The organism is Methylobacterium frigidaeris (assembly GCF_022179185.1).
Taxonomy (GTDB): domain Bacteria; phylum Pseudomonadota; class Alphaproteobacteria; order Rhizobiales; family Beijerinckiaceae; genus Methylobacterium; species Methylobacterium frigidaeris.
Genome location: NZ_BPQJ01000001.1, coordinates 113,792 through 135,509, shown reverse-complemented (window position 1 = coordinate 135,509; position 21,718 = coordinate 113,792). Strand labels below are relative to the sequence as shown.

The following is a 21,718-nucleotide window of genomic DNA, read 5'->3' as shown; positions in this document are numbered from 1 at the left end:
ACTATGATCGTGAGTCGGCACTGGGTCGACGTTCGGGTGAGACAATGGCGATCGTCGATTGGGATCGGGATGCAGTGAAGAACGGTCTGGCGGACGGATCCGTCCTGCTGATCGACGTGCGCGAACCCAACGAGTTCGCCGCGGGCCACATTCCGGGTTCCGTGTCCTTCCCACTCTCGGACTTCGACGTCGAGCGGCTGCAGGCGCTGATCGCCGCGGATGGCCGCCGGCCGGTCCTGTCCTGCGCCGCCGGCGTACGCTCGGCGCGGGCGCTGCAATACCTCCAGGGCCAGGGCATTCCCCTGACCGAACACTATGCCGGCGGCTTCAAGGACTGGGCCAATGCCGGCGAGACCGTGGAATAGCTGAACGACCTTCCGCCTCCTGGCGGTTCGATATCCTCAGGCCCCCGGGAGGGCCGCGCCGAGGGCGGCGCGGTTCCCGTCCAAGGCCAGCCCTCGACGCAGATGCTCCCCTGGCGCATCCCTCCGCGCGTCCGACGGGCCGCATGCACGAGATGAACGGGAGAGTGAGTATGCGCAGGCTGAGGCTGGCGGCGGTGATCCCGGCGCTCCTGCTGATGGCCGGTATCCCGGCGCGGGCCCAGGCCCCCGGCGGGCCGCCCCCGGCGGTCACGGTCGCCAAGCCCGTGGTCAAGGAGGTGGTGGAGCACGACGACTTCACCGGCCGCTTCAACGCCATCGAGTACGTCGAGGTGCGGGCCCGGGTCACCGGCTACCTGCAGAAGATCCACTTCCAGGACGGCGCCGTGGTCAAGAAGGGCGACCTGCTCTTCACCATCGACCGGCGGCCCTACAAGGCGGCCCTCGACCAGGCCACGGCGGCGCTGGCCTCGGCCCAGGCCCGGTTGAACTTCACCCAGACCGATCTCGAGCGCGCCCAGACGCTCAGCCGGTCGGGCAACATCTCCGAGCAGGTCACCGACCAGCGCCGGCAGAACTCGCTCACCGCCCAGGCCGACGTCGACAGCGCCACCGCCGCGCAGCGCCAGGCCCAGCTCAACTACGACTTCACCGAGGTGCGCTCGCCGATCGACGGGCGGATCTCGCAGCGCCTGGTCACCGAGGGCAACATCGTCATCACCGACCAGACGATGCTGACCACGATCGTCTCCCTCGACCCGATCTACTTCTCCTTCACGGTCGACGAGCGCTCGTTCCTCTCCTACCAGGGCACGCTCAAGATCGGCATGGGGGCGACCCAGAACGAGCACACCGTGCCGATCCTGGTGGCGCTCACCGGCGAGGCCAAGCCCACCCGCAAGGGCGTGCTCAACTTCGTCGACAACCGGGTCGACGAGGCGACCGGCACGGTGCTCCTGCGCGCCACCGTCGAGAACCCGGACCGCTTCATCAAGCCGGGCCTGTTCGGCATCGTCAGCATGCCGGCCTCGAAGCCCTATCGCGGGGTGCTGATCCCCGACGAGGCGATCGCCGCCAACCAGGACAAGCGCCTCGTCTACGTCGTCGGCGACGACAACGTGGTCCAGCCCCGCAACATCCGCCCTGGCCCGAAGATCGACGGCTACCGCGTCGTGCGCGACGGGCTGAAGGGCGACGAGACCATCGTGATCGTCGGGCTCACCCGGGTGCGTCCGGGCGCCAAGATCACGCCCGAGCGCAAGGACCTGCCGCCGGTCCGCGAGTAACGAGACGCGCCGCCCCGTGACGGGCGGCGCTTCCCATCAGGACGCCAGCGCCCCGCGAGGGAGCGCCACGCCCGTGCAAGGGCGCGAGAGGCCCACCGATGCGTTTTGCCCACTTCTTCGTCGACCGGCCGATCTTCGCCTCGGTGACCTCGATCGTCATCCTGATCATCGGCTACGTCTCGTACATCTCGCTGCCGGTCTCGCAGTATCCCGAGATCGTGCCTCCGACCGTGGTGGTGCGCGCCTCCTATCCGGGCGCCAACGCCGAGACCGTGGCGGCCACCATCGCGACGCCGATCGAGCAGGAGATCAATGGCGTCGACAACATGCTGTACATGTCGTCGCTGTCGACCAACGACGGCAACATGCAGCTGACCGTCACCTTCGCGCTCGGCACCAACCTCGACATCGCCAACGTGCTGGTCCAGAACCGGCTCTCGGTCGCCCAGCCGCGCCTGCCCGGCGACGTGCGAAACCTCGGCGTCACGGTCCGCAAGTCCTCGCCCGACCTGATGATGGTCGTGCACGTGCTGTCGCCCGACGGCACCTTCGACCAGAACTACCTCGCCAACTACATCTACCTCCGCCTGCGCGATCCGCTGTTGCGGCTCAACGGCGTCGGCGACATCACGGTGTTCGGCGGATCGGAATACGCGCTGCGGCTGTGGATCGACCCGAACAAGCTCGCCTCCTACCAGCTCTCGACCACCGACGTGATCAACGCGCTGCAAGAGCAGAACGTCCAGGTGGCGTCGGGCGCGCTCGGCGCGCCGCCGGCGCCCGCTGACCAGGCCTTCCAGCTGACCGTGCAGACGCAAGGGCGGTTCCAGGACCCGAGCGAGTTCCGCAAGGTGATCGTCAAGGCGTCCGAGGGGCGCCTGGTGCGGATCTCCGACATCGCCCGGGTCGAGCTCGGGCAGAAGGACTACACGACGAAGTCGTTCCTCAACGGCCAGCCGGCGATCGGCGTCGGCATCTTCCAGCGCCCCGGCACCAACGCCCTCGAGGCGGCGGAGCAGGTCCAGGCGCTGATGAAGACGCTCGCCAAGGACTTCCCGCCCGGCCTCGAGTACAAGATCGCGTACAACCCGACCGAGTTCATCGCCGAGTCGGTACACGAGGTCTACAAGACTCTCGGCGAGGCGGTGGTTCTCGTCGTGGTGGTGATCCTGGTCTTCCTGCAGAGCTGGCGCACCGCGATGATCCCGATCATCGCGATTCCGGTCTCGCTCGTCGGCACCTTCGCGGTGATGGCGCTGCTCGGCTTCTCGCTCAACAACCTGACGCTGTTCGGCCTCGTGCTCGCCATCGGCATCGTCGTCGACGACGCGATCGTGGTGGTGGAGAACGTCGAGCGCAACATGGCCGAGGGGCTCTCGCCCGGCGAGGCGGCCCACAAGACCATGGACGAGGTCGGCGGCGCGGTGGTGGCGATCGCGCTGGTGCTGTCGGCGGTGTTCATCCCGACCGCCTTCATCCCGGGCATCTCGGGCCAGTTCTACCGGCAGTTCGCGCTCACCATCGCGGCCTCGACCATCATCTCGATGTTCAACTCGCTGACGCTGTCGCCGGCGCTCTGCAAGCTGCTGCTGAAGCCCCATTCCGAGCATCACCAGCCGCGCTTCTTCCTGGCCCGGTTCGGTGCCTGGGCGGCCAACACCTTCAACCGCGCCTTCGACGCGACGGCGAACGGTTACGCCGCGACGATCCGCTTCCTCACCGGGCGGCTGGTGCCGCTGCTGGCGATGCTGCTGCTCTATGCCGGGGTGATCTACGGCGTGCTGCACCTTGTGCGCACCACGCCGACGGGCTTCATCCCGCTCCAGGACCAGGGCTATCTGCTGGTGGTGGTGCAGCTGCCGCCGGGCTCTGCGCTGGAGCGCACGACCGCAGTGGTGCAGGAGGTGTCGCGCCGCTCCCTCGACATCGACGGCGTCGGCAACACCGTGGTCATCGCCGGCTTCGACGGCGCGACCTTCACCAACACCACCAACGGCGCGGTGATGTTCCTGCCGCTCAAGCCCTTCGCCGAGCGCCTCGCCAAGGGACGCACCGCGGGCAAGATCCTGCAGGACGTGCTCGCCAAGACCGCGCCGATGCAGGAAGCCAGGATCATCGCGATCCCGCCGCCGCCGGTGCGGGGCCTCGGCAATGCCGGCGGCTTCAAGATGCAGGTGCAGAGCCGCGAGGGCGCGGATATCGCCCGCCTGCTCCAGGTCTCCGGCGACCTGATCGGCGCGGCCAACCGCGACCCGGCGCTCACCCGCGTGTTCACCACCTTCGGCAACGACACGCCGCAGATCTACCTCGACATCGACCGCACCGTCGCGCGGATGCTGAACGTGCCGCTCGCCAACGTCTTCTCGACCCTCCAGGTCAATCTCGGCGGCGCCTACGTCAACGACTTCAACACCTTCGGGCGCATCTACCAGGTCCGGGCCCAGGCCGACGCCAAGTACCGGATGGAGAAGGAGGACATCGAGCGGCTCAAGGTGCGCTCCTCCACCGGCGCCCTGGTGCCGATGGGAACGCTGGCCAACATCCGCGACATTTCCGGGCCGCAGATCGTCCAGCGCTACAACCTGTACTACTCGATCCCGGTGCAGGGCGATTCGCGGCCGGGCATCTCCTCGGGCCAGTCCCTCGACGCGATGGAGAAGCTCGCCCGCCAGACCCTGCCCGACGGCATGAGCTTCGAGTGGACGGAGATCGCGTTCCAGGAGAAGGCGGTCGGCAACACGGCGATCTACGTCTTCGCACTCGGCGTGCTGCTGGTCTTCCTGGTGCTCGCGGCCCAGTACGAATCCTGGGCGCTGCCGCTCTCGATCCTGCTGGTGGTGCCGACCGGCGTGCTCGCCGCGCTGGCCGGCGTGCAGTTCCGGGCTCAGGACAACAACATCCTGACCCAGATCGGCCTCATCGTTCTCATCGGTCTCGCCGCCAAGAACGCGATCCTGATCGTCGAGTTCGCCCACCAGATCGAGGAGAGCGAGCGCCGCGGGCCGGTCGCGGCGGCCGTCGAGGCCTGCCGCCTGCGCCTGCGGCCGATTCTGATGACCGCCTTCGCGTTCATCCTCGGCGTGGTGCCGCTCGCCTTCGCGACCGGTCCGGGCGCCGAGATGCGCCAGGCGCTCGGCACGGCGGTGCTGTTCGGGATGCTCGGGGCCACGATCTTCGGCCTGTTCCTGACCCCGGTCTTCTACGTGGTGATCCGCAACATCCTGATCCGGATCAACCGCTGGCGCGGGGTGGACGACCATCACGGCGAGCCCGAGCCGGCACGGTAACGACAGCCTGCCCCCCCCCGATCTCCTCCAGCGCCCCCGGACGGCACCGTCCGGGGGCGTTTTCCGTCACGGTGCGTCACCGCCGCACCCGAACCGGCCGGCCACTCTCCGCATTGCCCGGCTGTTTCCACGGGGATGGGAGGCGCGCGTGGCGCGGGTGGCGGTGGTGACGGGCGGCACGGCGGGGATCGGTCTGGCGACCGCCCACGCCTTCGCCAGGGACGGCTGGTCGGTCGGCATCGTCGCCCGCGACGAGGGGCGCCTGCGCGATGCGGAGGCCGCTTTGCGCCGGCACGGCGGCGCGGTTCTGGCGATCTCGGCCGACATGGCCGACGTCGCGGCGGTGAACGCCGCCGCCGACCGGTTCGAGGCCGAGCTCGGGCCGATCGATACCTGGGTCAACAACGCAATGTCGTCGATCGTGGCGCCTATCCCGGAGATCACGCCCGAGGAATGGCGGCGGGTCACGGAGACCACCTATCTGAGCCAGGTCTGGGGTACGCTCGCTGCGCTCCGCCACATGCGGCCGCGCAACCGCGGCACGATCGTGCAGGTGAGTTCCGGCCTGGGGCTGCGGTCGATGCCGTTGCAGGTGCCCTACTGCGCCGCCAAGCACGCGGTGACCGGCTTCACCGACGGCCTGCGCTCGGAATTGCTGCACGAGGGCGTCGATATCAACCTGACGGTGGTCTACCTGCCGGCAGTCAACACGCCGCAATTCGGCTGGGCCCGGACCCGCACCGGCGCCGAGCAGGACATCCCGGCCCCGGTCTTCGATCCCCGGCTCTGCGCCGACGCGATCCTGTTCGCGGCCCACAATCGGCGCCGGGACATCTGGGTCGGCCGCTCGACGGTGCAGATGGGGCTGATGCAGGTGGCGTCGCCGGCCCTCGCCGACCGGTTCATGGCCCGCGGCTGGGACGCGCAGATCGGCGCGGCGGCCCCCGACAAGCCCGGCAACCTGTTCGAGCCCGCGCCGGGGCCGGCGGCCATCGACGGGCGCTTCGCCGACAAGACGACGCCGACCCGCAGCGAGTTCTTCACCGACCGCCAACGCGACGTTCTCGTCGCCGGCCTCGCGGCGCTCTGCGTCGGCGGTGCGGCGGCGCTCGCCATCGGCGCGGGCGCGGCGCGCCATCTCGGCCGGCGGCGTCGCCGGCTCCTGCCGCGGGTGTTCTGACGCGCGGAGGCACCGTCGCCGCCCCAGGCGCGCGCCCTATCTCGGGACTTCCCTTCAAGGCTGCCCCGATAGGTCTCGCGTGCCTGGTTACCTGCCCTTCGCGGGCGCCCTCAAGCTTCCCAGCTTCGTCTGCGACAATTGCGGCTTCTGGCAGCGCCACTTCGCGGCTCCGCCGAGCTGCCCGATGTGCCTCGACGCCCGCCACGTCGTGCCGCAGGACGGCTGGCGCTTCCGCGACGTGGCGGAGGCGCAGAGGTCGTTCCCGTGCCACTGGGCCGAGGTCGAGCCGGGGGTGTGGAAGTTCTGGAACGAGCCGGTCACCGGTATCGGGCCGAGCGCCTACCTGATCGTCACGCCCGACGGCAACATGGGGTTCGAAGGCTGCCCGGTCTTCAGCGAGGCGGCGCTCGACCACATCGAGGCCCTGGGCGGCATGAAGGTCCTGTCGGCCTCGCATCCCCACAGCTACGGCGCGCTGCCCCAGCTTCAGGACCGGTTCGATCCCGAACTGTGCCTGCCGGCGGCGGATTTCACCTGGAGCGCCGCGCTCCAGGTCTCCTGGCCCTACGACGATGGTCTGGAGCCCCTGCCAGGCCTGACCCTCCATCGCACCGCCGGCCATTTCGACGGCCACGCCGTGCTGCACGATTCGACCCGCGGCATCGTGTTCTGCGGCGACGCGCTGAAGTTCGAGCTGAACCCGAAAGATCCGCGCGAGGCGTTGACGATCTCGGCCCACAAGGCCTTCGTGCGCGGCGTGCCGCTGACCCACGCCGAACTCACCCGCTACCGCGCGGTCTTCGCCGCCCTGGCTTTCCACCAGACCTGGACGCCGTTCGAGCAGGCGGCGAATGTCGGGAAGACAGAGGTGCTAGGGCTTATCGACGCGATGCTGGCCGGGCGGCCGCACGCCTACCCGGTGCCGGTCGCCGACCTGCGTTAAGTCCTCGCGTCACAGCCCGAACTGCGCGCCCGTGTCCCCCGGGGTGACGAGGCTCCGGGCGCGGCTGCGCGCCGGCAGGAACGGCAGGGCGGCACAGGTGGCGCCGACGCTGTCGCAGAGCCGCTCGACCGCCCGCACGATGTCCGGAGGGCCGGCGACGTGGACGGTGTCGCTGCCGCGCAGGGTCGGGAGGTGGGCGGTGACGGGGCCGTGGCGCACATCCGACTGGCCGCGGCGGTCGCGGCTCGCCGCCAGCGTGATCTGCTGCACGCCGGTGCCGCGCAGCCAGGCGAGGCCCGGGCGCATGTAGAGGTCGTCGGCGTCGGCGGCGCCGGCTACCACGACCATCTCGCGGCCGGTCTCGAGGTGGCGCGCCGCGCGGGCGATCGCCCAGATCGGCGCGAAGCCGGTCTCGGCCGAGACCAGGATCAGGCGCCCGGGCCCGGGGCGGTACGGCGTGCCGCCGGCGGGACCCTTGATCCGCACGGCGTGGCCGGGATGCACCGCCACGCCGAGGGCGGGGCCCAGCGCCCCGCGGTCGCGGCGCAGGTGGAAGACGAGCTCGTTGAGCTCGGTATTGCCGTCGATGCGCTGGGTCGGGCAGTAGGGCCGGGCGGGCAGCCCCGCGAAGGCGACCTCCACGGCCTGGCCGGGAGCGACGTCGAGGCTGCGAGAGACCGTGACCACCACCTCCATCACCGCCCCCGAGAGCGGGGTGGCGGAGAGCAGCGTGCCGGCCCGCTTGGCCGTGCGCAGGACCGCGAGGGGCGAGGGGGCCGGTCCCGGCCGGGTGGCGGCGCCATCGCCGAGGCGGGGCCGGGCGCGGCTGGTGTTGCGCAGGCGCGGCAGGGCCTCCTGCAACACGGAATCCTGGATCACGCCGTCGCGGCCAGCGGCGACCGTCCGGGGCAAAGCGGCGTCGAGGGGCGTGTCGCCGGTCGCCACACGGACGGGCTTGCCGTTGACGACGAGCGAGCAGCGGGGGCTCATGGCCGTCTCCGTGCGACTGATCTGGCGGTGTGACGGGGCGAGGGGAGCGCGCGCCGTCAGCGCGGCGCGAACAGCAGGCGTTCGACCAGCGAGGCCCAGCGGTCGCGGTCGGTGCGCAGGTCCTCCTGCATGTCCTCGCCTTCAGCCTGCTGGATCGTGAGCGCCGCGACCTGGGCGCGCAGCTCCGCCGCGGCCTCCCGCTCGGAGCGCAGCACGGCCTTCATCACCTTGTTCTCGGCCTCGAGCTGGGCGACGAGGTCGTCGACCTCCTCGAACTCCGCCTCGTCGGGCGGAGGCAGCCGGTAGGGCCGGGGACCGAGCCAGCCCGGCGGGAGGAGCAGGCGCCGCACCAGGTCGAAATCCGGGCCGCTCCGTTCCCGGCCCGAGATGTCAAACGCCGCCTCGCCCATCGCCGCCTCTCCGCGCCTCGTACCGCCCGTCCGGACCGCACCCTCGTGGGGGCGCCGCATCCGCTCACGGCCAGGCTGACGATGCTGTCGTCATGGTTAAGGAGCGTTTAAGCGTCACGCTCGCATTCGCGCGATTGACCGAACGGAGCTGCCGACACACTCTCGCCCCGCGACCTGGAGCGGATGCTGATTCGCCCGCCCCGGAACCCACGGAGATCGCGATGCTGGACGGACGACGGGTGCTGATCGTCGAGGACGAGGCGCTGGTCGCCCTGGAGCTGACCGAGATCGTCACCGGCTCGAACGCCCACGCCGTCGGCCCGGCCCGCACCAACCGCGAGGCCCTGGCGCTGATCGACCTCGAGGAGATCGACGTCGCGATCCTCGACCTCAACCTCGCCGACGGCGAGGCGACGCCCACGGCCGAGTGCCTGATCGGCAAGGGCGTGCCGGTCCTGATCTGCACCGGCGGCGTGCTGCCCCGCGCGATGCGGCTGATGTGGCCGGACCTGCCGATCCTGAGAAAGCCCCTCAACCCCGACCGCCTGGTGGAGGCCCTGGGCGCGCTCTGCGCCGAGCCGGTAGGCGGGGGCCGGATGTAGCGGGCGCGTCCGTCGGGGGAGACGGAAAAAGCCCTACTCCCCCGACCGCAACGCCGCCGCCGCCGCCACCGTGCCGACGACGCCCGCGGCGAGGCTCAGGGCTCCCAGGATGGCCAGCGGCGTCGTGAACGGCACCGTGCCGCCCAAGGCCGCGTCCGCCGCCGAGACCCCGAAGATCAGGGTCGGCACCATCAGGGGCAGCACCACCACCGCCAGGATCAGGCCGCCGCGGCGGATCGAGGCGGTCAGCGCCGCGCCGACGGCGCCGATGAAGGTGAGCGCCGGGGTGCCGACGAGGAGCGTCAGGCTCGTCGCCGCCATGCCGGTGGGGCTGAGCGCCACGAGGAGCCCGAACAGCGGCGTCGCCATCGCCAGGGGCAGGCCGGTGGTGAGCCAGTGCGCCGTGACCTTGGCCAGCACCAGGAGTTCGAGCGGCGCGGGGGCGCCGGAGAGGAGATCGAGGGAGCCGTCCTCCTCGTCGGCCTGGAACAGGCGGTCGAGGCCGATCAGGGTCGCCAGCACCGCGGCGATCCACAGGAGGCCGGGCCCGATCCGGGCGAGCAGGTTGAGGTCGGGCCCGAGGCCAAACGGCAATAGGGCGACGATCATCAGGAAGAACACCAGGGACAGCGCGCCGGAGCCGCCGATGCGGCCGGCCAGCCGCAGGTCGCGGGCGACCACCGCCAGGAAGGCGCGGCCCATCAGACGGCCTCCGCCGAAGAATCAACCTGGAAAGGATCGGCCGCGAGATCGGCCCGGCTGGTGCGGAACGCCTCGACGGAGAGTTCGCGCGCGCTCTCCAGGCCCAGTGCCTGGTGGGTCGCCGCGATGACGAGGCCGCCGTCACTCAGATGCGCCCGCATCAGGCCGGCGAGCGCGTCCTGCGAGGCGACGTCGAGGGCGGCGGTCGGCTCGTCGAGGAGCCAGAGCGGCCGACGGCAGACGAGCAGCCGGGCGAGCGCCACCCGCCGGCGCTGGCCCGCGGACAGGTAGGCCACCGGCAATCCCGCCGCGTGGGCGAGGCCGAGGCGGGCCAGCGCCGCGCGGGGTTCGAGGTCGGCGTCGCCCAGGAGGTCGCGGGCGAAGCTCAGGTTCTCTTGCGCCGTGAGCGCGCCTTTCAGCCCGTCGCGGTGGCCGACGACGTGGAGGCATTCGGGGATCGTGCGCTCGCCGACATTCTCCGCGATCAGGCGCCCGGCCTCCGGCCGCAGCCGCCCGGCGAGAATCGCGAGCAGCGACGATTTGCCGACCCCGTTGCGGCCGGTGACGGTCAGTGCCTCGCCGGCCTCCAGGGTGAAGGAGAGCCCGGCGAAGATGCGTCGGCCGGAGCGCCGGCAGGCGAGGTCCTCGGCGATCAGGCGCAAGGGGAGCGATCCAAGGGCAGGGGGCTCCGCAGACGGGAGGGGGGATAGCCCGCGTTTACGCTATGCCTGCCCCGGCGAGAATGACCGATTGCGCGGCTACCAGACCCGTAGCGGCCAGTTTCGAAGTGTTCTATACGCATCCCCGGCTGCGCCGCGCGACCTTCAGAGGCGTCCAAACCGTCCTTCGCGCATCCCAGTCCGGGCACCCCCGGGGCGGCGCGCGCACCGTCCGATTCCCGCCGTCAGGCGAGGGCGGGCGGCACACGGGTCTTCCCTGCGTCAGGCAGGGCCGAATCCGCAGCGCATCCGGCCGAACACTTGGTAGTGGCGCAGGTCCTGCCTGTGCCGTGTTCGACAACCCCTCGTGAGGACCACGCCGTGGCATCGATCGACAGCTTCAAGGCCCGCCAGACGCTCCAGGCCGGGGCTAAGACCTACACCATCTATTCGATTCCCGAGGCCGAGAAGAACGGCCTGCCGGATGCGAGCCGCCTGCCCTTCTCGATGAAGGTGCTGCTCGAGAACCTGCTCCGTTACGAGGACGATCGCTCGGTCCGCAAGGCCGACATCGAGGCCGTGGTCGGCTGGCTGGAGAACCGCGGCAAGACCGAGGTCGAGATCGCCTTCCGCCCGGCCCGCGTGCTGATGCAGGACTTCACCGGCGTGCCGGCGGTGGTCGATCTCGCGGCGATGCGCGACGCCATGGTGGCCCTCGGCGGCGACCCGCAGAAGATCAACCCGCTGGTGCCGGTCGACCTCGTCATCGACCACTCGGTCATCGTCGACGAGTTCGGCACCCCGAAGGCCCTGGCCGACAACGTGGCGCTGGAATACGAGCGCAACGGCGAGCGCTACACCTTCCTGAAGTGGGGCCAGTCGGCCTTCGACAACTTCTCGGTCGTGCCCCCGGGCACCGGCATCTGCCACCAGGTCAACCTCGAGTACCTGTCGCAGACCGTCTGGACGAAGCCCTTCGAGGGCTCCGAGGTCGCCTACCCGGATTCGCTCGTCGGCACCGACTCGCACACCACGATGGTCAACGGCCTCGCCGTGCTCGGCTGGGGCGTCGGCGGCATCGAGGCCGAGGCGGCCATGCTCGGCCAGCCCCTCTCGATGCTGATTCCCGAGGTCGTCGGCTTCAAGCTGTCGGGCAAGCTGCCCGAGGGCACCACCGCCACCGATCTCGTGCTCACCGTCACGCAAATGCTGCGCAAGAAGGGCGTGGTCGGCAAGTTCGTGGAGTTCTACGGCCCCGGCCTCGACGACATGTCGGTCGCCGACCGCGCGACGATCTCCAACATGGCGCCCGAGTACGGCGCGACCTGCGGCTTCTTCCCGGTCGACCAGAAGACCATCGACTTCCTGAAGGTCACCGGCCGGGCCGACGACCGCATCGCCCTCGTCGAGGCCTACGCCAAGGCGCAGGGCATGTGGCGCGACGCCCAGACCCCGGACCCGGTCTTCACCGACACGCTCGCGCTCGACATGGGCGACGTGAAGCCCTCGCTCGCCGGCCCGAAGCGTCCGCAGGACCGGGTGCTCCTCGACGGTGCCAAGCCCGGCTTCGCGCAGTCGATGGAGACCGAATTCAAGAAGGCCGCCGATATCGCCAAGCGCTACCCGGTCGAGGGCGCCAACTTCGACATCGGCCACGGCGACGTGGTGATCGCGGCGATCACCTCCTGCACCAACACCTCGAACCCGAGCGTGATGATCGGCGCGGGCCTCCTCGCCCGCAACGCGGTCGCCAAGGGCCTGCGCTCGAAGCCGTGGGTGAAGACCTCGCTCGCTCCCGGCTCGCAGGTCGTCGCCGAGTACCTTGAGAAGGCCGGCCTGCAATCGAGCCTCGACGCGCTCGGCTTCAACCTCGTCGGCTTCGGCTGCACCACCTGCATCGGCAATTCCGGCCCGCTGCCGGCGCCGATCTCGAAGGCGATCAACGACAACGACGTGGTCGCCGCCGCGGTGCTCTCGGGCAACCGCAACTTCGAGGGCCGGGTGAACCCCGACGTGCGGGCGAACTACCTCGCCTCGCCGCCGCTCGTGGTCGCCTATGCACTCGCCGGCTCGCTCCAGGTCGACATCACCTCCGAGCCCCTCGGCACCGGCTCGGACGGCCAGCCCGTCTACCTGAAGGACATCTGGCCCTCGACCGCCGAGGTCCAGGAGTTCATCGAGGCCAACATCACGTCGGCCCTGTTCAAGTCGCGCTACGCCGACGTGTTCGGCGGCGACCAGAACTGGAAGAACGTCGAGGTCACCGAAGCCGAGACCTTTGCGTGGAACGGCGGCTCGACCTACGTCCAGAACCCGCCCTACTTCGTCGGCATGGAGAAGACCCCGAAGCCGGTGGAGGACGTGGTCAATGCCCGCATCCTCGGCCTGTTCCTCGACTCCATCACCACCGACCACATCTCGCCGGCCGGCAACATCCGGGCGGCCTCGCCGGCCGGCAAGTACCTGCAGGACCACCAGGTCCGCGTGCAGGACTTCAACCAGTACGGCACCCGCCGCGGCAACCACGAAGTCATGATGCGGGGCACCTTCGCCAACATCCGCATCAAGAACCAGATGGTGCGCGACGAGGCCGGCAACGTGGTCGAGGGCGGCTACACCCTGTACCAGCCGTCGGGCGAGCGGATGTTCATCTACGACGCGGCGATGCGCTACGAGCAGGAGGGCACCCCGCTGGTGGTGTTCGCCGGCAAGGAGTACGGCACCGGCTCGTCGCGCGACTGGGCGGCGAAGGGAACCAAGCTCCTCGGCGTCCGCGCCGTGATCGCCGAGAGCTTCGAGCGCATCCACCGCTCGAACCTGGTCGGCATGGGTGTGGTGCCGCTGGTGTTCCAGGGCGAGGATTCCTGGGCCTCGCTCGGCCTGAAGGGCGACGAGACCGTGACGATCGAGGGCCTCGCCGGCGAGCTGAAGCCGCGCCAGACCCTGACCGCCAAGATCACCTCGGCCGACGGCTCGGTGAAGGAGGTCCCGCTGACCTGCCGCATCGATACGCTCGACGAGCTGGAGTACTTCCGCAACGGCGGCATCCTGCCCTACGTGCTGCGCCAGCTCGCGGCGTAACGGGCGCCGGCCTCTCCCCTCGGGCGATCCCCGAAAGGGAGAGCTTCCAGACACCCGGAAGCCCGTGACAGGCTCTCGGGAACCGCTACACGACGGGGGCCTTTCCGGCAGGAAGGGCCCCCTTCCTATTCTCGGGAGACGCGCGATGAGCCCGGACGACAAGATCAACGGCCTGACCACGCTCTCGGCCCGCCACGGCGAGATGATCGCCCGGCTCTCCGAGGCGCAATCGGATGTCGCCGCCAAGCAGGTGGCGCTGCAGATGGCGGTGCGCTTCGTCGCCGGCATCCTGCGCGGGGTCGATTCCGACCATTACCGCCACCAGCTCGGCGGCTTCCTCGCCATGCTGGAGGACGCGCTCACCCGCGAGGATCCCGATTCCGACCTCGCCCGGCGGGTGCTCGACACCGTCAAGGCGACCTTGGAGCCGGAGGAGGACGAGGAGGCCTGAGGCCGCGGCTCCCCGCACGATCAAGTGTGCGCGAGGCGATGGCCGGCGCCTCTGGGGCGGACCATAACAGCCGGGGCTCCTCGTTCCGGAGCTCGAATTCCCCGAATTTCTGGCCCCGGAGTTCCCATGACCCTCCTCAGGACGATCGCGGCCGCCGGCCTGACCGTCGCGGCGAGCGCGGTCAACACGAGCAGCGTACTGGCCGCGCCGCAGGTCGAGCGCCTGCGCGGCACGATCGAGCGCGTCGAGGCGGACGCGGTCACCATCCGCACCCGCGCCGGTACGGCGGAGACGATCCGGCTCGGCGCCGGCACGCGGGTGGCGCAGCTGGCGCCGGCGAGCCTCGAACAGGTCAAGGACGGCAGCTTCATCGGCACCGCCGCGAAGGCCGGGGCTCAACCCGGCGACCCGCCGATCGCCCTCGAAGTGCTGATCTTCCCCGAGGCTTTGCGCGGAACCGGCGAGGGGCACTTCCCCTGGGACCGGCTGCCCGACGGCCCCGGCAGCGGCCCGGTCGAGACCAGCATGACCAACGGGACGGTTAAAGCCCCGGAGGTCGAGACCAGCATGACCAACGGCACCGTCGGAGGCAGCGGTTCCAGCGTCGGCGGTGGCCGCACCCTCACGGTCTCGTACAAGGGCCAGAGCCTCGCGGTCGCGGTGCCGCCCGGCACGCCGATCGTGATGCTGGAGCCGGCCGACCGGGCGGTGCTGGTGCCGGGCGCCAAGGTCTTCGCCTCGGCCGTCCGGGACGGGGACCGGCTCGAGGCGCGCAGCATCTCGGTCGGCAAGGACGGCCTGACGCCGCCGATGTAGGGCAGGACCCTGACCACCGCTCCCCGACCGTGGTTAATATGAGTTAACTGTCGGGACGCGTGATGGAATCGGCCGCGGTCCCGTGCGCGGGAGCACGGGACCAGCTCTGGTCCGGGCGTTCGCCCGAGAATCGGGCGCAACTGCCCTCCCGGAAGCGCGTTGTTCATGGCGAGCCGTCGATCCGGCGCAAGTCATCGTCCGACAGTCATCGAACCTTCGGGCGCCGATCCGCGCCGCAGACCTCACCCTTTTCCCTAACGGAGCCGGGACCACCGTTCCCGTAGTCGTGCCATGAAGTTGATCCCGAGCAACCACGCCGCGAGCTACGGACAGACGCACACGACTGCGTCGTCCTTCGCCGATGCGCTGCTTCTCGCCAAGCTCGGGTGCGATTTGCGGGCGATGTACACCGACGTGACCGACGAACCGGTTCCTCAGGAACTCGATGCTCTGATCGGCCGGCTGCATGCCGTGCTGGGGGATGAGCCGGAGGGGCGCAGTTAGAATCTGCCGCGGGACCCGCCGGGACTCCGCCCCTGCTCATGGGGGCTCGGGGTGTGACTGTACCGCGGAAGCGACAAGCTCAACGAACGGTTATGCTTCTGCGCGATCACGCCTTGAGTGCGGGCGCGAAACAGTGTGGGGTGCGCCTCCCGAGCCGCCAGCCCCCCAGCCTCATGCCTTCGCTCTCCCGTATCCGCCTCGCCCTTCCGTTCGCCTTCGCCCTCGCGGTTCTCGGCGGCGTGCCTGGCGCGGGGGCCGCCACGCCGCCCGCCCAGCCGAAGGAGGGGCCGGGCGGGCAGGCCTACTCCGCCGCGAGCGTGGTGAAGCGGGTGCTGGGCCGGGCCGGCGCGGTCACCCTGGCCTATTACGGCAACGGCGCCGCCCCGGCGCAGGGGCGGCCGGTGGTGGTGATGCTGCACGCCTGGGGCGCGGTGAACCCGCAGGCCTACGGCGCCTGGATCGAGCATCTCGCACGCTCGGGCACCCTCGTGCTCTTTCCGCGCTTCCAGGAAGTGGGGCGCACCAGGCCGGTGGATGCGAGCGGCGTCGCCGCGACCCTGATCAAGGACGCCCTGGCCGAACTCGCCGGCGACCAGGAGGCCAAACCCGACACGAGCCGGGTGGCGCTGATCGGCCACCTCGCCGGCGTGCCGCTGGCGGCAAACCTCGCCGCCCATGCCAAGGAGACCGGCCTGCCGGTGCCGAGACTGATCTTCGGCGTCATGCCGGGCGGCATCGCCCGGGACGACAAGGCCCGGGGCATCGCCCTGCACGACCTCAACGCCATCGACCCTGCCACGATGATCGTCACGGTCATCGGCGACCGGGATGCCCGCGCCGCCGACATCGCCGCCCGGCGCGTGATGCGGGAGGCGAGCGCCGTGCCGATCGACCACAAGCTGATGGTCCGCGCGCTCTCCGACGATCACGGCTTCCCGGCCCTCTCCGCCACCCTGGCCTCGCCCGCCGGCGGCAGCCCGGCCTACGATGTGGCGCAGCTGAAGCTGCCGACCCCCGACCCGAAGCAGAAGCCGGCCCCGTTCAAGTGGTCGGCCGACATGACCCTCACCGGCGAGCAGACGGTCCTGGTCGGCCAGATCAACGCCGCCGGCACCGACAGCCTCGACTACCTCGCCTTCTGGAAGACCTTCGACATGGCGGCTGCTGCCGCCTTCTCGGGCCAGAACGCCGCGAGCCTGAAGAGCAACCCGCGCTTCATCGACATGGAGCGCTGGAGCGACGGCTGGCCGGTGCGCCGCCTCAGCCTCGAGACACCACGCCCGCCGACCCCGCCCAAGCCCGCTGCGGCTGGCGCAACGCCGGCGGCTCCGCCCAAGCCCGCCGCCAAGCCGGCGGCACCGGCGAGGGGGCAGTGAGCCTGAAGCACGGATTCACGGTCATGGATCGTGCAGGCCACGAGTTCACCCCGCACAGGACCTCATCCTGAGGTGCGAATGGGGTGAGCCTTGAAGAAGATATCCAGAGATCGCGGAGACGATTGCGGGCTTCCGTCGAGGCTCTTCGCAAATCTCAGGACGAGGTCGCGAGCAAATTTTCTAGAATCAAGAAGTCCGGAGGAACCCAATGAAACTCTTCTATGCCAAGGCTTCTCCCTTCGTCCGCAAGGTGCTGGTCGTCGCCCACGAACTCGGGCTATTCGAGCGGATCGAACTGCTGTCCGCGGCGGCCCACCCGATCAACCGCGATGCGAACATCCGAGCGCAGAACCCCCTCGCGCAGGTGCCGACCCTGATCCTCGACGACGGCACGATGCTCGCCGACAGCCGGGTGATCTGCGAGTATCTCGATCATCTCGGGCAGGGCGGTTTCTTCCCGGCTCCTGGCCCGGCGCGCTGGACGGCGCTCACCGCGCAGTCGACCGGCGACGGCCTGCTCGACGCGGCGCTGCTCTGCGTCTACGAGACCCGGGTACGCCAGGAGACTGAGCGCTCGCCGGCCTGGGTCGCCGGTCAGCGGGAAAAGATCGTCGATGCGCTGGCGCAGATCGAGGCCGCAGCGCCCGCCTTCGGCGAGCGGGTCGACATCGCCACCATCACCTATGGCTGCGGCTTGGGCTATCTCGACCTTCGCTTGCCCGATCTCGGCTGGCGCGAGCGCGCCCCGGCCGCGGCGGAGTGGTACGCGCGCTTCGGTGCGCGCCCGTCGATGCAGGCGACGCGACCGGAGTGAGGGGCTGATTTGGGGCGGGTGGTCTGGCGCGGCTCTTGCTCCTGCCGGGCAGACCGGCCTCGGGCAAGCCTGCTCGGGCTACATGGTCCCGCATCGTCTCGCCGGCCGGCAGGACGATGCGGTCGCGTCCTCGCCTGCGGGGGTCTCGCTCATGAACGACTTCGTCGCGCTCCTGTTCGCCGCCCTGACCTTCTGCCTCGGGTACTGGGCCACCGGCCTTGCCGTGCGTCTCGCCGTGCGTCTCGATCTCGGGCACGCCCATCTGGGCGAGGGAAGCCTCGCCCAGCTCTGCCTCGCCGTGGCGGGCGCGGTCGCGGCTTGGCGCTTCGCCAGAGGGGCGGGGTCCGCCCGGGCCTGACGGGAGGCGCCTGTCACCGCCCGATCCATGCGGGCGAATCCTGGCCGCCCTGCTTCCCCGCCCGTTGCGCGGGGCGGGCCTTTGTCGCGAGTCTCCGTCGAGGACGGAGGCTCGGGCCATGTCGACACGCCTGCTGAAGAAGATCGCGATCGTGTTCGGAGCGGGCTCCGCGGGCACCGGCTGGGGCAACGGCAAGGCCGTCGCCGTCGCCTTCGCCCGCGAGGGAGCCAAGGTGATCTGTGTCGACCGGCTGCTCGCCGCCGCCGAGGAGACGGCGCAGATCATCGCCGAGGAGGGCAACGAGGCCGAGGCGCTCTGCGCGGACGTCACCGATTACGATGCGGTGAAGAAGGCGGTGGCCGTCGGCGAGACGCGGTTCGGCCGCATCGACATCCTGCACAACAATGTCGGGATGCCGGAGGCCGGCGGCCCGGAGGATCTCGACGAGGAGACCTGGCGGCGGGCGATCGAGGTCAATGTCGGCGGCGTGTGGCGCACCTGCAAGGCGGTGCTGCCGGGGATGCGGGCGCGGCGGTCGGGCGCCGTGGTCAACATCTCGTCGGTCGCCTCCCGGCGCTGGACCGGCACGCCGGCCTTCGCCTACGCGGCCGCCAAGGCGGCGGTGAACCAGGCGACCGTGTCGGTGGCGATGCAATATGCCCGCGACGGTATCCGGGCCAACGCGATCCTGCCGGGCCTCCTCGACACGACGCTCGCCGACGAGTGCCGGGGCACCGGCACTCCGGAATCCGGCCGCGACCGCCGGGTGCCGCTCGGCCGCCTCGGCGAGGCCTGGGATATCGCCCACGCGGCGGTCTTCCTCGCCTCCGACGAGGCCCGCTTCATCACCGGCGTGTGCCTGCCTGTGGATGGCGGCCAGAGCTGCAGCATGGCGGCTCTGGCCTGAACGGTCCGTCTAGGACCCTGACCCTCGGAAACAATGTGGCCGAAGCGTTACAGCCTGGGCCGAAGCGAGTGCTGCTGCCAAGCTCGGCTTTCCCCCTGTCGCGGCGACGGTTAGGCTCAACGGCATAACGGCGCGGCGAGTCCGGACGGACCCGCCCTTGCGCCGCCGGGAGCCGGCCTCCGGGAATCCTCGCAGGGTTGAGCCTTGCAGGGTCTCCGTGGGTGCGGCTTCGCGCGATCCGGGAAAGCGACCGAATGCGGACGACAATCAAGGCTGCCTTGAACGCGCGGGCCGCCCGCCGCGTCGCGGCCGTGGCGACCTTGGCGCTGCTGGCGGGCTGCGCCACGCCGGTGCTGACCCAGACGGGCCTGCTGACGCGCTACGATCACCTGACGCCGAGCGAGGCCACCGCCACGAAGTCGCGGATCTTCATCGACAAGGCTGCGATGGCGCGGGTGCGGACCGTCCGCATCATCCCCACCACCTTCTCCGCGCTCGTCTCCGGTCCCGCCGTGACCGAGCAGGAGCGCCAGGTCGTCGCCAACGCGGCGGACCGGGCGCTCTGCTACGAGCTGTCGCTGCGCTACGACGTGGTCTCGTCCGGCCCGGCCGACCTGACCGTGCGTGCGAACATCACCCGCGCCGGCCTCACCAACGTGCCGGCCTCCGGCGTCGCCGTCGGCGCCTCGGCGGCGATCACGATCGCCGCGCAGGTCGGTGTCGGTTTCGCCGACACCGTCGGCAAGGTGCCGGTGCCGCGCTTGCCGATCGGGCTCGGCGACCTCACGGTCGAGGCCGAGGCCCTGGATGCGCGCCGCCAGCAGCGCGCCGCAATGGTGTGGGCCGGGGGCGCCAACTCCTTCACCAACCAGGCCCGGTTCTCGCCCGTCGCCGACATCTACGACCTCGCCGGCGATTTCGGCCAGGATTTCGGCTCGTATCTCGCCACCGGCCAGGACCCGTTCGAGTCCGAGCTCACCATCCCGACCTACGACCGCGTCCGCGTGACGGTGCTCGGCGAGATGCCCCGCGATCCCGACTGCCAGGCCTTCGGCCGCGCCCCGGGCGTCGACGGCATCATCGGCGATTCCTTCGGCCTGCCGCCGGACTGGACCGACAAGGGGCCGACGGCCGGACGGTGACGGGGTAGGGCGCCTCAGCTCAGGGATGCTCAGCCCAGAGATGCTCAGCTTAGTGACGGCTTCGCGGTCATGAGCCAGAGGATCGCCAGCATCACCGCGAAGGCCGGCCAACCGCAGGCGAACCAGATCCGGAACAGTCGGTCGTAGGCCGGCGAGAGCGGCCGCCCCTCCGCGGCGGCGGCCCGCGCCAGGTCGCGCATCCGCAGCTGGATCGCCACCACCGGCAGCCAGAACAGGCCGACGACGACGTAGAGTCCCATCGACACGAGAAGCCAGCCCTCGCTCAGCGGCCAGCCGACGAGATGGGCGAGGGCGAGGCCGGTCAGCGGCTGAGCCACGGCGGCGGTCGCCGTGAACACAACGTCGGCGATCACCACCGTCCCGGCGACATGGGCAACGAGAACCGGGTCGCGGGTGCGGTGCGCCACCAGCATGAAGAAGGCGATGCCGGATCCGGTGCCGAACAGCACCGTCGCGCCGATCACGTGCAGCCAACGCAGGAGGTCGATCCACGGCATCCTTCAGCGCTCGGCGGCGAGCGCGAGGGCGACCAGCGCCAGGAGTGCGGCGGGCAGCATCTTCACGTAAGTTCCGAGGGGATCGGCCCAGAGGTCGGGGGCGAGCCACGTTCCGGCCACCAGGTAGGCCAGCGTGCCGCCGATCATCGCGAGCGCGGCGAGCGGCATCAGGCGCCGTACCAGCATCGCGGCCCCGAGGACCAGGTCGAGCACGATGCCGGCTGCCACCGCGGCATCGGCCGCTCCCGGCCCGACGCCGCGCTCCGTCAGCACCGCGGCTGCCGCATCGAACCGCACCAGCCCGACGAGGCCCGAGACGAGCCAGAACAGAGCCAGCCCGCCGATGACGGCCGGCTTCACGAGCCAGAGCCGGCCGAACCAGCGCTCCTGCACGGTCGAGGGCAGGCGGCGCAGGCTGGCGCGAAGCCCGCTCAGTTCCGGGCCGCCGGCCCGCTGCCAGGGCCCTGGATCACCGATGACGCCCTCGGTGACCTGGACGAGCGCGGTGCTGCGCAGGGGCGAGCGCCAACCGAGCCGGCCGAGACCGTCGCAGAGGGCGACCACCGGGCGCACGAGGAGCCGCGGTACCGCGACGACCGGGGCCGGCGGGTGGCCGAGCCAGGCCCGGAACGCCGCGGCCACCTCGCCCAGCGCATGCGCCTCGTCCTCGACGAGGTCGTAAACGGCCCGGGCCGGTACCTGCCCCTCCACGGCGAGGCGTACGGCCTCGGCCACATCCTCCACGTGCACGGTCTGGATCGGCCCCGCCCCTCCGACCACCGGCAGGACGAGCGGCACGGAGGCGAGCGCCCGCAGCAGGGCGGTTCCTCCGTAGGCGGTCGGGGCCAGCACGAGGCCGGGGCGCAGGATCGTCCAGTCGAGGTCGAGTTGCGCTAGGGCGGCATCGGCCGCATCCTTCGTGCGCATGAAGGCGGTCCGCGCGTCGGGACAGGCGCCAACGGCAGAGACCTGCACGATCCGGCCGATCCTGACCTCGGCACAGGCGCGGAACAGCGCCCGCATGGCGATGTCCTGGACGGCGCGCACGTCGTCGCGGGGGCCGTCCTGCAGCACGCCGGCGCAGTTCACCACCGCCTCGCAGCCGGCGACGACCGGATGCCACGCGGTGGGATCGCTCAGGGCCGCGATGTCACGGTCAATCCAGGTCGCCTCTGGACAGCGGCGCCGCGCCGCCCTGGTGTCACGCCCGAGGGCGGTGACGGAGTGGCCAGCGTCGAGCAGGCACGCGAGCACGGCGGAGCCGATCAGGCCATAGCCGCCGAGTACCAGGATCCTCATCGGGCGACGG

The 21,718-nt window shown here is 70.7% G+C and carries 21 protein-coding genes; 15 read left to right on the top strand and 6 right to left on the bottom strand.

Annotated features, from left to right (window positions below; translation table 11 throughout):
* Positions 1–44: 44 nt before the first annotated feature.
* The 5 genes from MFF64_RS00680 to MFF64_RS00660 all read left to right on the top strand — a co-directional run bounded on the left by MFF64_RS00680 (position 45) and on the right by MFF64_RS00660 (position 7,079).
* Entirely contained in the window at positions 45–365 is a 321-nt protein-coding gene (locus MFF64_RS00680; protein WP_099905110.1) for a rhodanese-like domain-containing protein, read from the top strand.
* Positions 366–535: 170 nt separating this feature from the next.
* The gene (locus MFF64_RS00675) at positions 536–1,669 is read left to right on the top strand and encodes an efflux RND transporter periplasmic adaptor subunit (protein ID WP_099905108.1); all 1,134 of its coding nucleotides are present in this window, start codon (positions 536–538) and stop codon (positions 1,667–1,669) included.
* Positions 1,670–1,767: 98 nt separating this feature from the next.
* Positions 1,768–4,956 carry an efflux RND transporter permease subunit gene (locus tag MFF64_RS00670; protein WP_238189121.1) on the top strand — a complete coding sequence of 1,063 codons (3,189 nt, stop codon included), beginning with the start codon at positions 1,768–1,770 and terminating at the stop codon, positions 4,954–4,956.
* A gap of 148 nt (positions 4,957–5,104) precedes the next feature.
* On the top strand, positions 5,105–6,136 hold the full coding sequence (locus tag MFF64_RS00665; protein ID WP_099901152.1) for an SDR family oxidoreductase: 1,032 nt from the start codon (positions 5,105–5,107) through the stop codon (positions 6,134–6,136).
* Between the two features lie 79 nt (positions 6,137–6,215).
* Positions 6,216–7,079: an MBL fold metallo-hydrolase gene (locus MFF64_RS00660; protein WP_238189119.1), complete on the top strand. Its 864-nt coding sequence runs from the start codon at positions 6,216–6,218 to the stop codon at positions 7,077–7,079.
* 9 nt (positions 7,080–7,088) lie between these two features.
* Here the strand turns inward: MFF64_RS00660 and MFF64_RS00655 are convergent, their stop codons facing one another.
* Complete coding sequence (locus tag MFF64_RS00655; RefSeq protein WP_099902523.1) at positions 7,089–8,069, bottom strand: ferredoxin reductase domain-containing protein; 981 nt, start codon at positions 8,067–8,069, stop codon at positions 7,089–7,091.
* A gap of 56 nt (positions 8,070–8,125) precedes the next feature.
* Entirely contained in the window at positions 8,126–8,479 is a 354-nt protein-coding gene (locus MFF64_RS00650; RefSeq protein WP_099902525.1) for a hypothetical protein, read from the bottom strand.
* Positions 8,480–8,700: 221 nt separating this feature from the next.
* On the opposite strand from MFF64_RS00650, the gene MFF64_RS00645 reads away from it, so the two are divergent.
* Positions 8,701–9,081, top strand: a complete 381-nt coding sequence (locus MFF64_RS00645; RefSeq protein WP_099902527.1) for a response regulator — start codon at positions 8,701–8,703, stop codon at positions 9,079–9,081.
* Positions 9,082–9,114: 33 nt separating this feature from the next.
* On the opposite strand, the gene ccmB is transcribed toward MFF64_RS00645, so the two are convergent.
* Complete coding sequence (ccmB, locus tag MFF64_RS00640; protein ID WP_238189117.1) at positions 9,115–9,783, bottom strand: heme exporter protein CcmB; 669 nt, start codon at positions 9,781–9,783, stop codon at positions 9,115–9,117.
* Complete coding sequence (ccmA, locus tag MFF64_RS00635) at positions 9,783–10,445, bottom strand: heme ABC exporter ATP-binding protein CcmA (RefSeq protein ID WP_099903208.1); 663 nt, start codon at positions 10,443–10,445, stop codon at positions 9,783–9,785. Before ccmA ends, ccmB begins: the two co-directional genes overlap by 1 nt.
* 378 nt (positions 10,446–10,823) lie before the next feature.
* Here ccmA and acnA point away from each other — a divergent pair, with 378 nt between their 5' ends.
* The 9 genes from acnA (at position 10,824) to MFF64_RS00590 (ending at position 19,891) form a co-directional block, all read left to right on the top strand.
* Complete coding sequence (acnA, locus tag MFF64_RS00630; protein ID WP_238189115.1) at positions 10,824–13,523, top strand: aconitate hydratase AcnA; 2,700 nt, start codon at positions 10,824–10,826, stop codon at positions 13,521–13,523.
* A gap of 145 nt (positions 13,524–13,668) precedes the next feature.
* A complete protein-coding gene (locus tag MFF64_RS00625; RefSeq protein ID WP_099903887.1) occupies positions 13,669–13,974 on the top strand; it encodes a hypothetical protein in 306 nt (101 codons plus the stop codon).
* Between the two features lie 126 nt (positions 13,975–14,100).
* Positions 14,101–14,790: a metal ABC transporter permease gene (locus MFF64_RS00620; RefSeq protein WP_238189114.1), complete on the top strand. Its 690-nt coding sequence runs from the start codon at positions 14,101–14,103 to the stop codon at positions 14,788–14,790.
* Positions 14,791–15,081: 291 nt separating this feature from the next.
* A complete protein-coding gene (locus tag MFF64_RS00615; protein WP_099903885.1) occupies positions 15,082–15,294 on the top strand; it encodes a NepR family anti-sigma factor in 213 nt (70 codons plus the stop codon).
* A 173-nt stretch (positions 15,295–15,467) separates the two neighbouring features.
* Positions 15,468–16,670 (top strand): alpha/beta hydrolase, encoded by a 1,203-nt coding sequence (locus MFF64_RS00610; protein WP_238189112.1) that lies wholly within the window; start codon positions 15,468–15,470, stop codon positions 16,668–16,670.
* Positions 16,671–16,878: 208 nt separating this feature from the next.
* Positions 16,879–17,484 carry a glutathione S-transferase family protein gene (locus MFF64_RS00605; RefSeq protein ID WP_099902444.1) on the top strand — a complete coding sequence of 202 codons (606 nt, stop codon included), beginning with the start codon at positions 16,879–16,881 and terminating at the stop codon, positions 17,482–17,484.
* Between the two features lie 151 nt (positions 17,485–17,635).
* The gene (locus tag MFF64_RS00600) at positions 17,636–17,842 is read left to right on the top strand and encodes a hypothetical protein (RefSeq protein WP_099902446.1); all 207 of its coding nucleotides are present in this window, start codon (positions 17,636–17,638) and stop codon (positions 17,840–17,842) included.
* A gap of 118 nt (positions 17,843–17,960) precedes the next feature.
* On the top strand, positions 17,961–18,749 hold the full coding sequence (locus MFF64_RS00595; protein ID WP_099902442.1) for an SDR family NAD(P)-dependent oxidoreductase: 789 nt from the start codon (positions 17,961–17,963) through the stop codon (positions 18,747–18,749).
* Positions 18,750–19,003: 254 nt separating this feature from the next.
* The gene (locus tag MFF64_RS00590; RefSeq protein ID WP_099901994.1) at positions 19,004–19,891 is read left to right on the top strand and encodes a DUF3313 domain-containing protein; all 888 of its coding nucleotides are present in this window, start codon (positions 19,004–19,006) and stop codon (positions 19,889–19,891) included.
* Between the two features lie 44 nt (positions 19,892–19,935).
* Here the strand turns inward: MFF64_RS00590 and MFF64_RS00585 are convergent, their stop codons facing one another.
* Complete coding sequence (locus MFF64_RS00585; protein ID WP_099901997.1) at positions 19,936–20,409, bottom strand: DUF2269 family protein; 474 nt, start codon at positions 20,407–20,409, stop codon at positions 19,936–19,938.
* A 3-nt stretch (positions 20,410–20,412) separates the two neighbouring features.
* Complete coding sequence (locus MFF64_RS00580; RefSeq protein WP_238189110.1) at positions 20,413–21,708, bottom strand: SDR family oxidoreductase; 1,296 nt, start codon at positions 21,706–21,708, stop codon at positions 20,413–20,415.
* Positions 21,709–21,718: the final 10 nt, after the last annotated feature.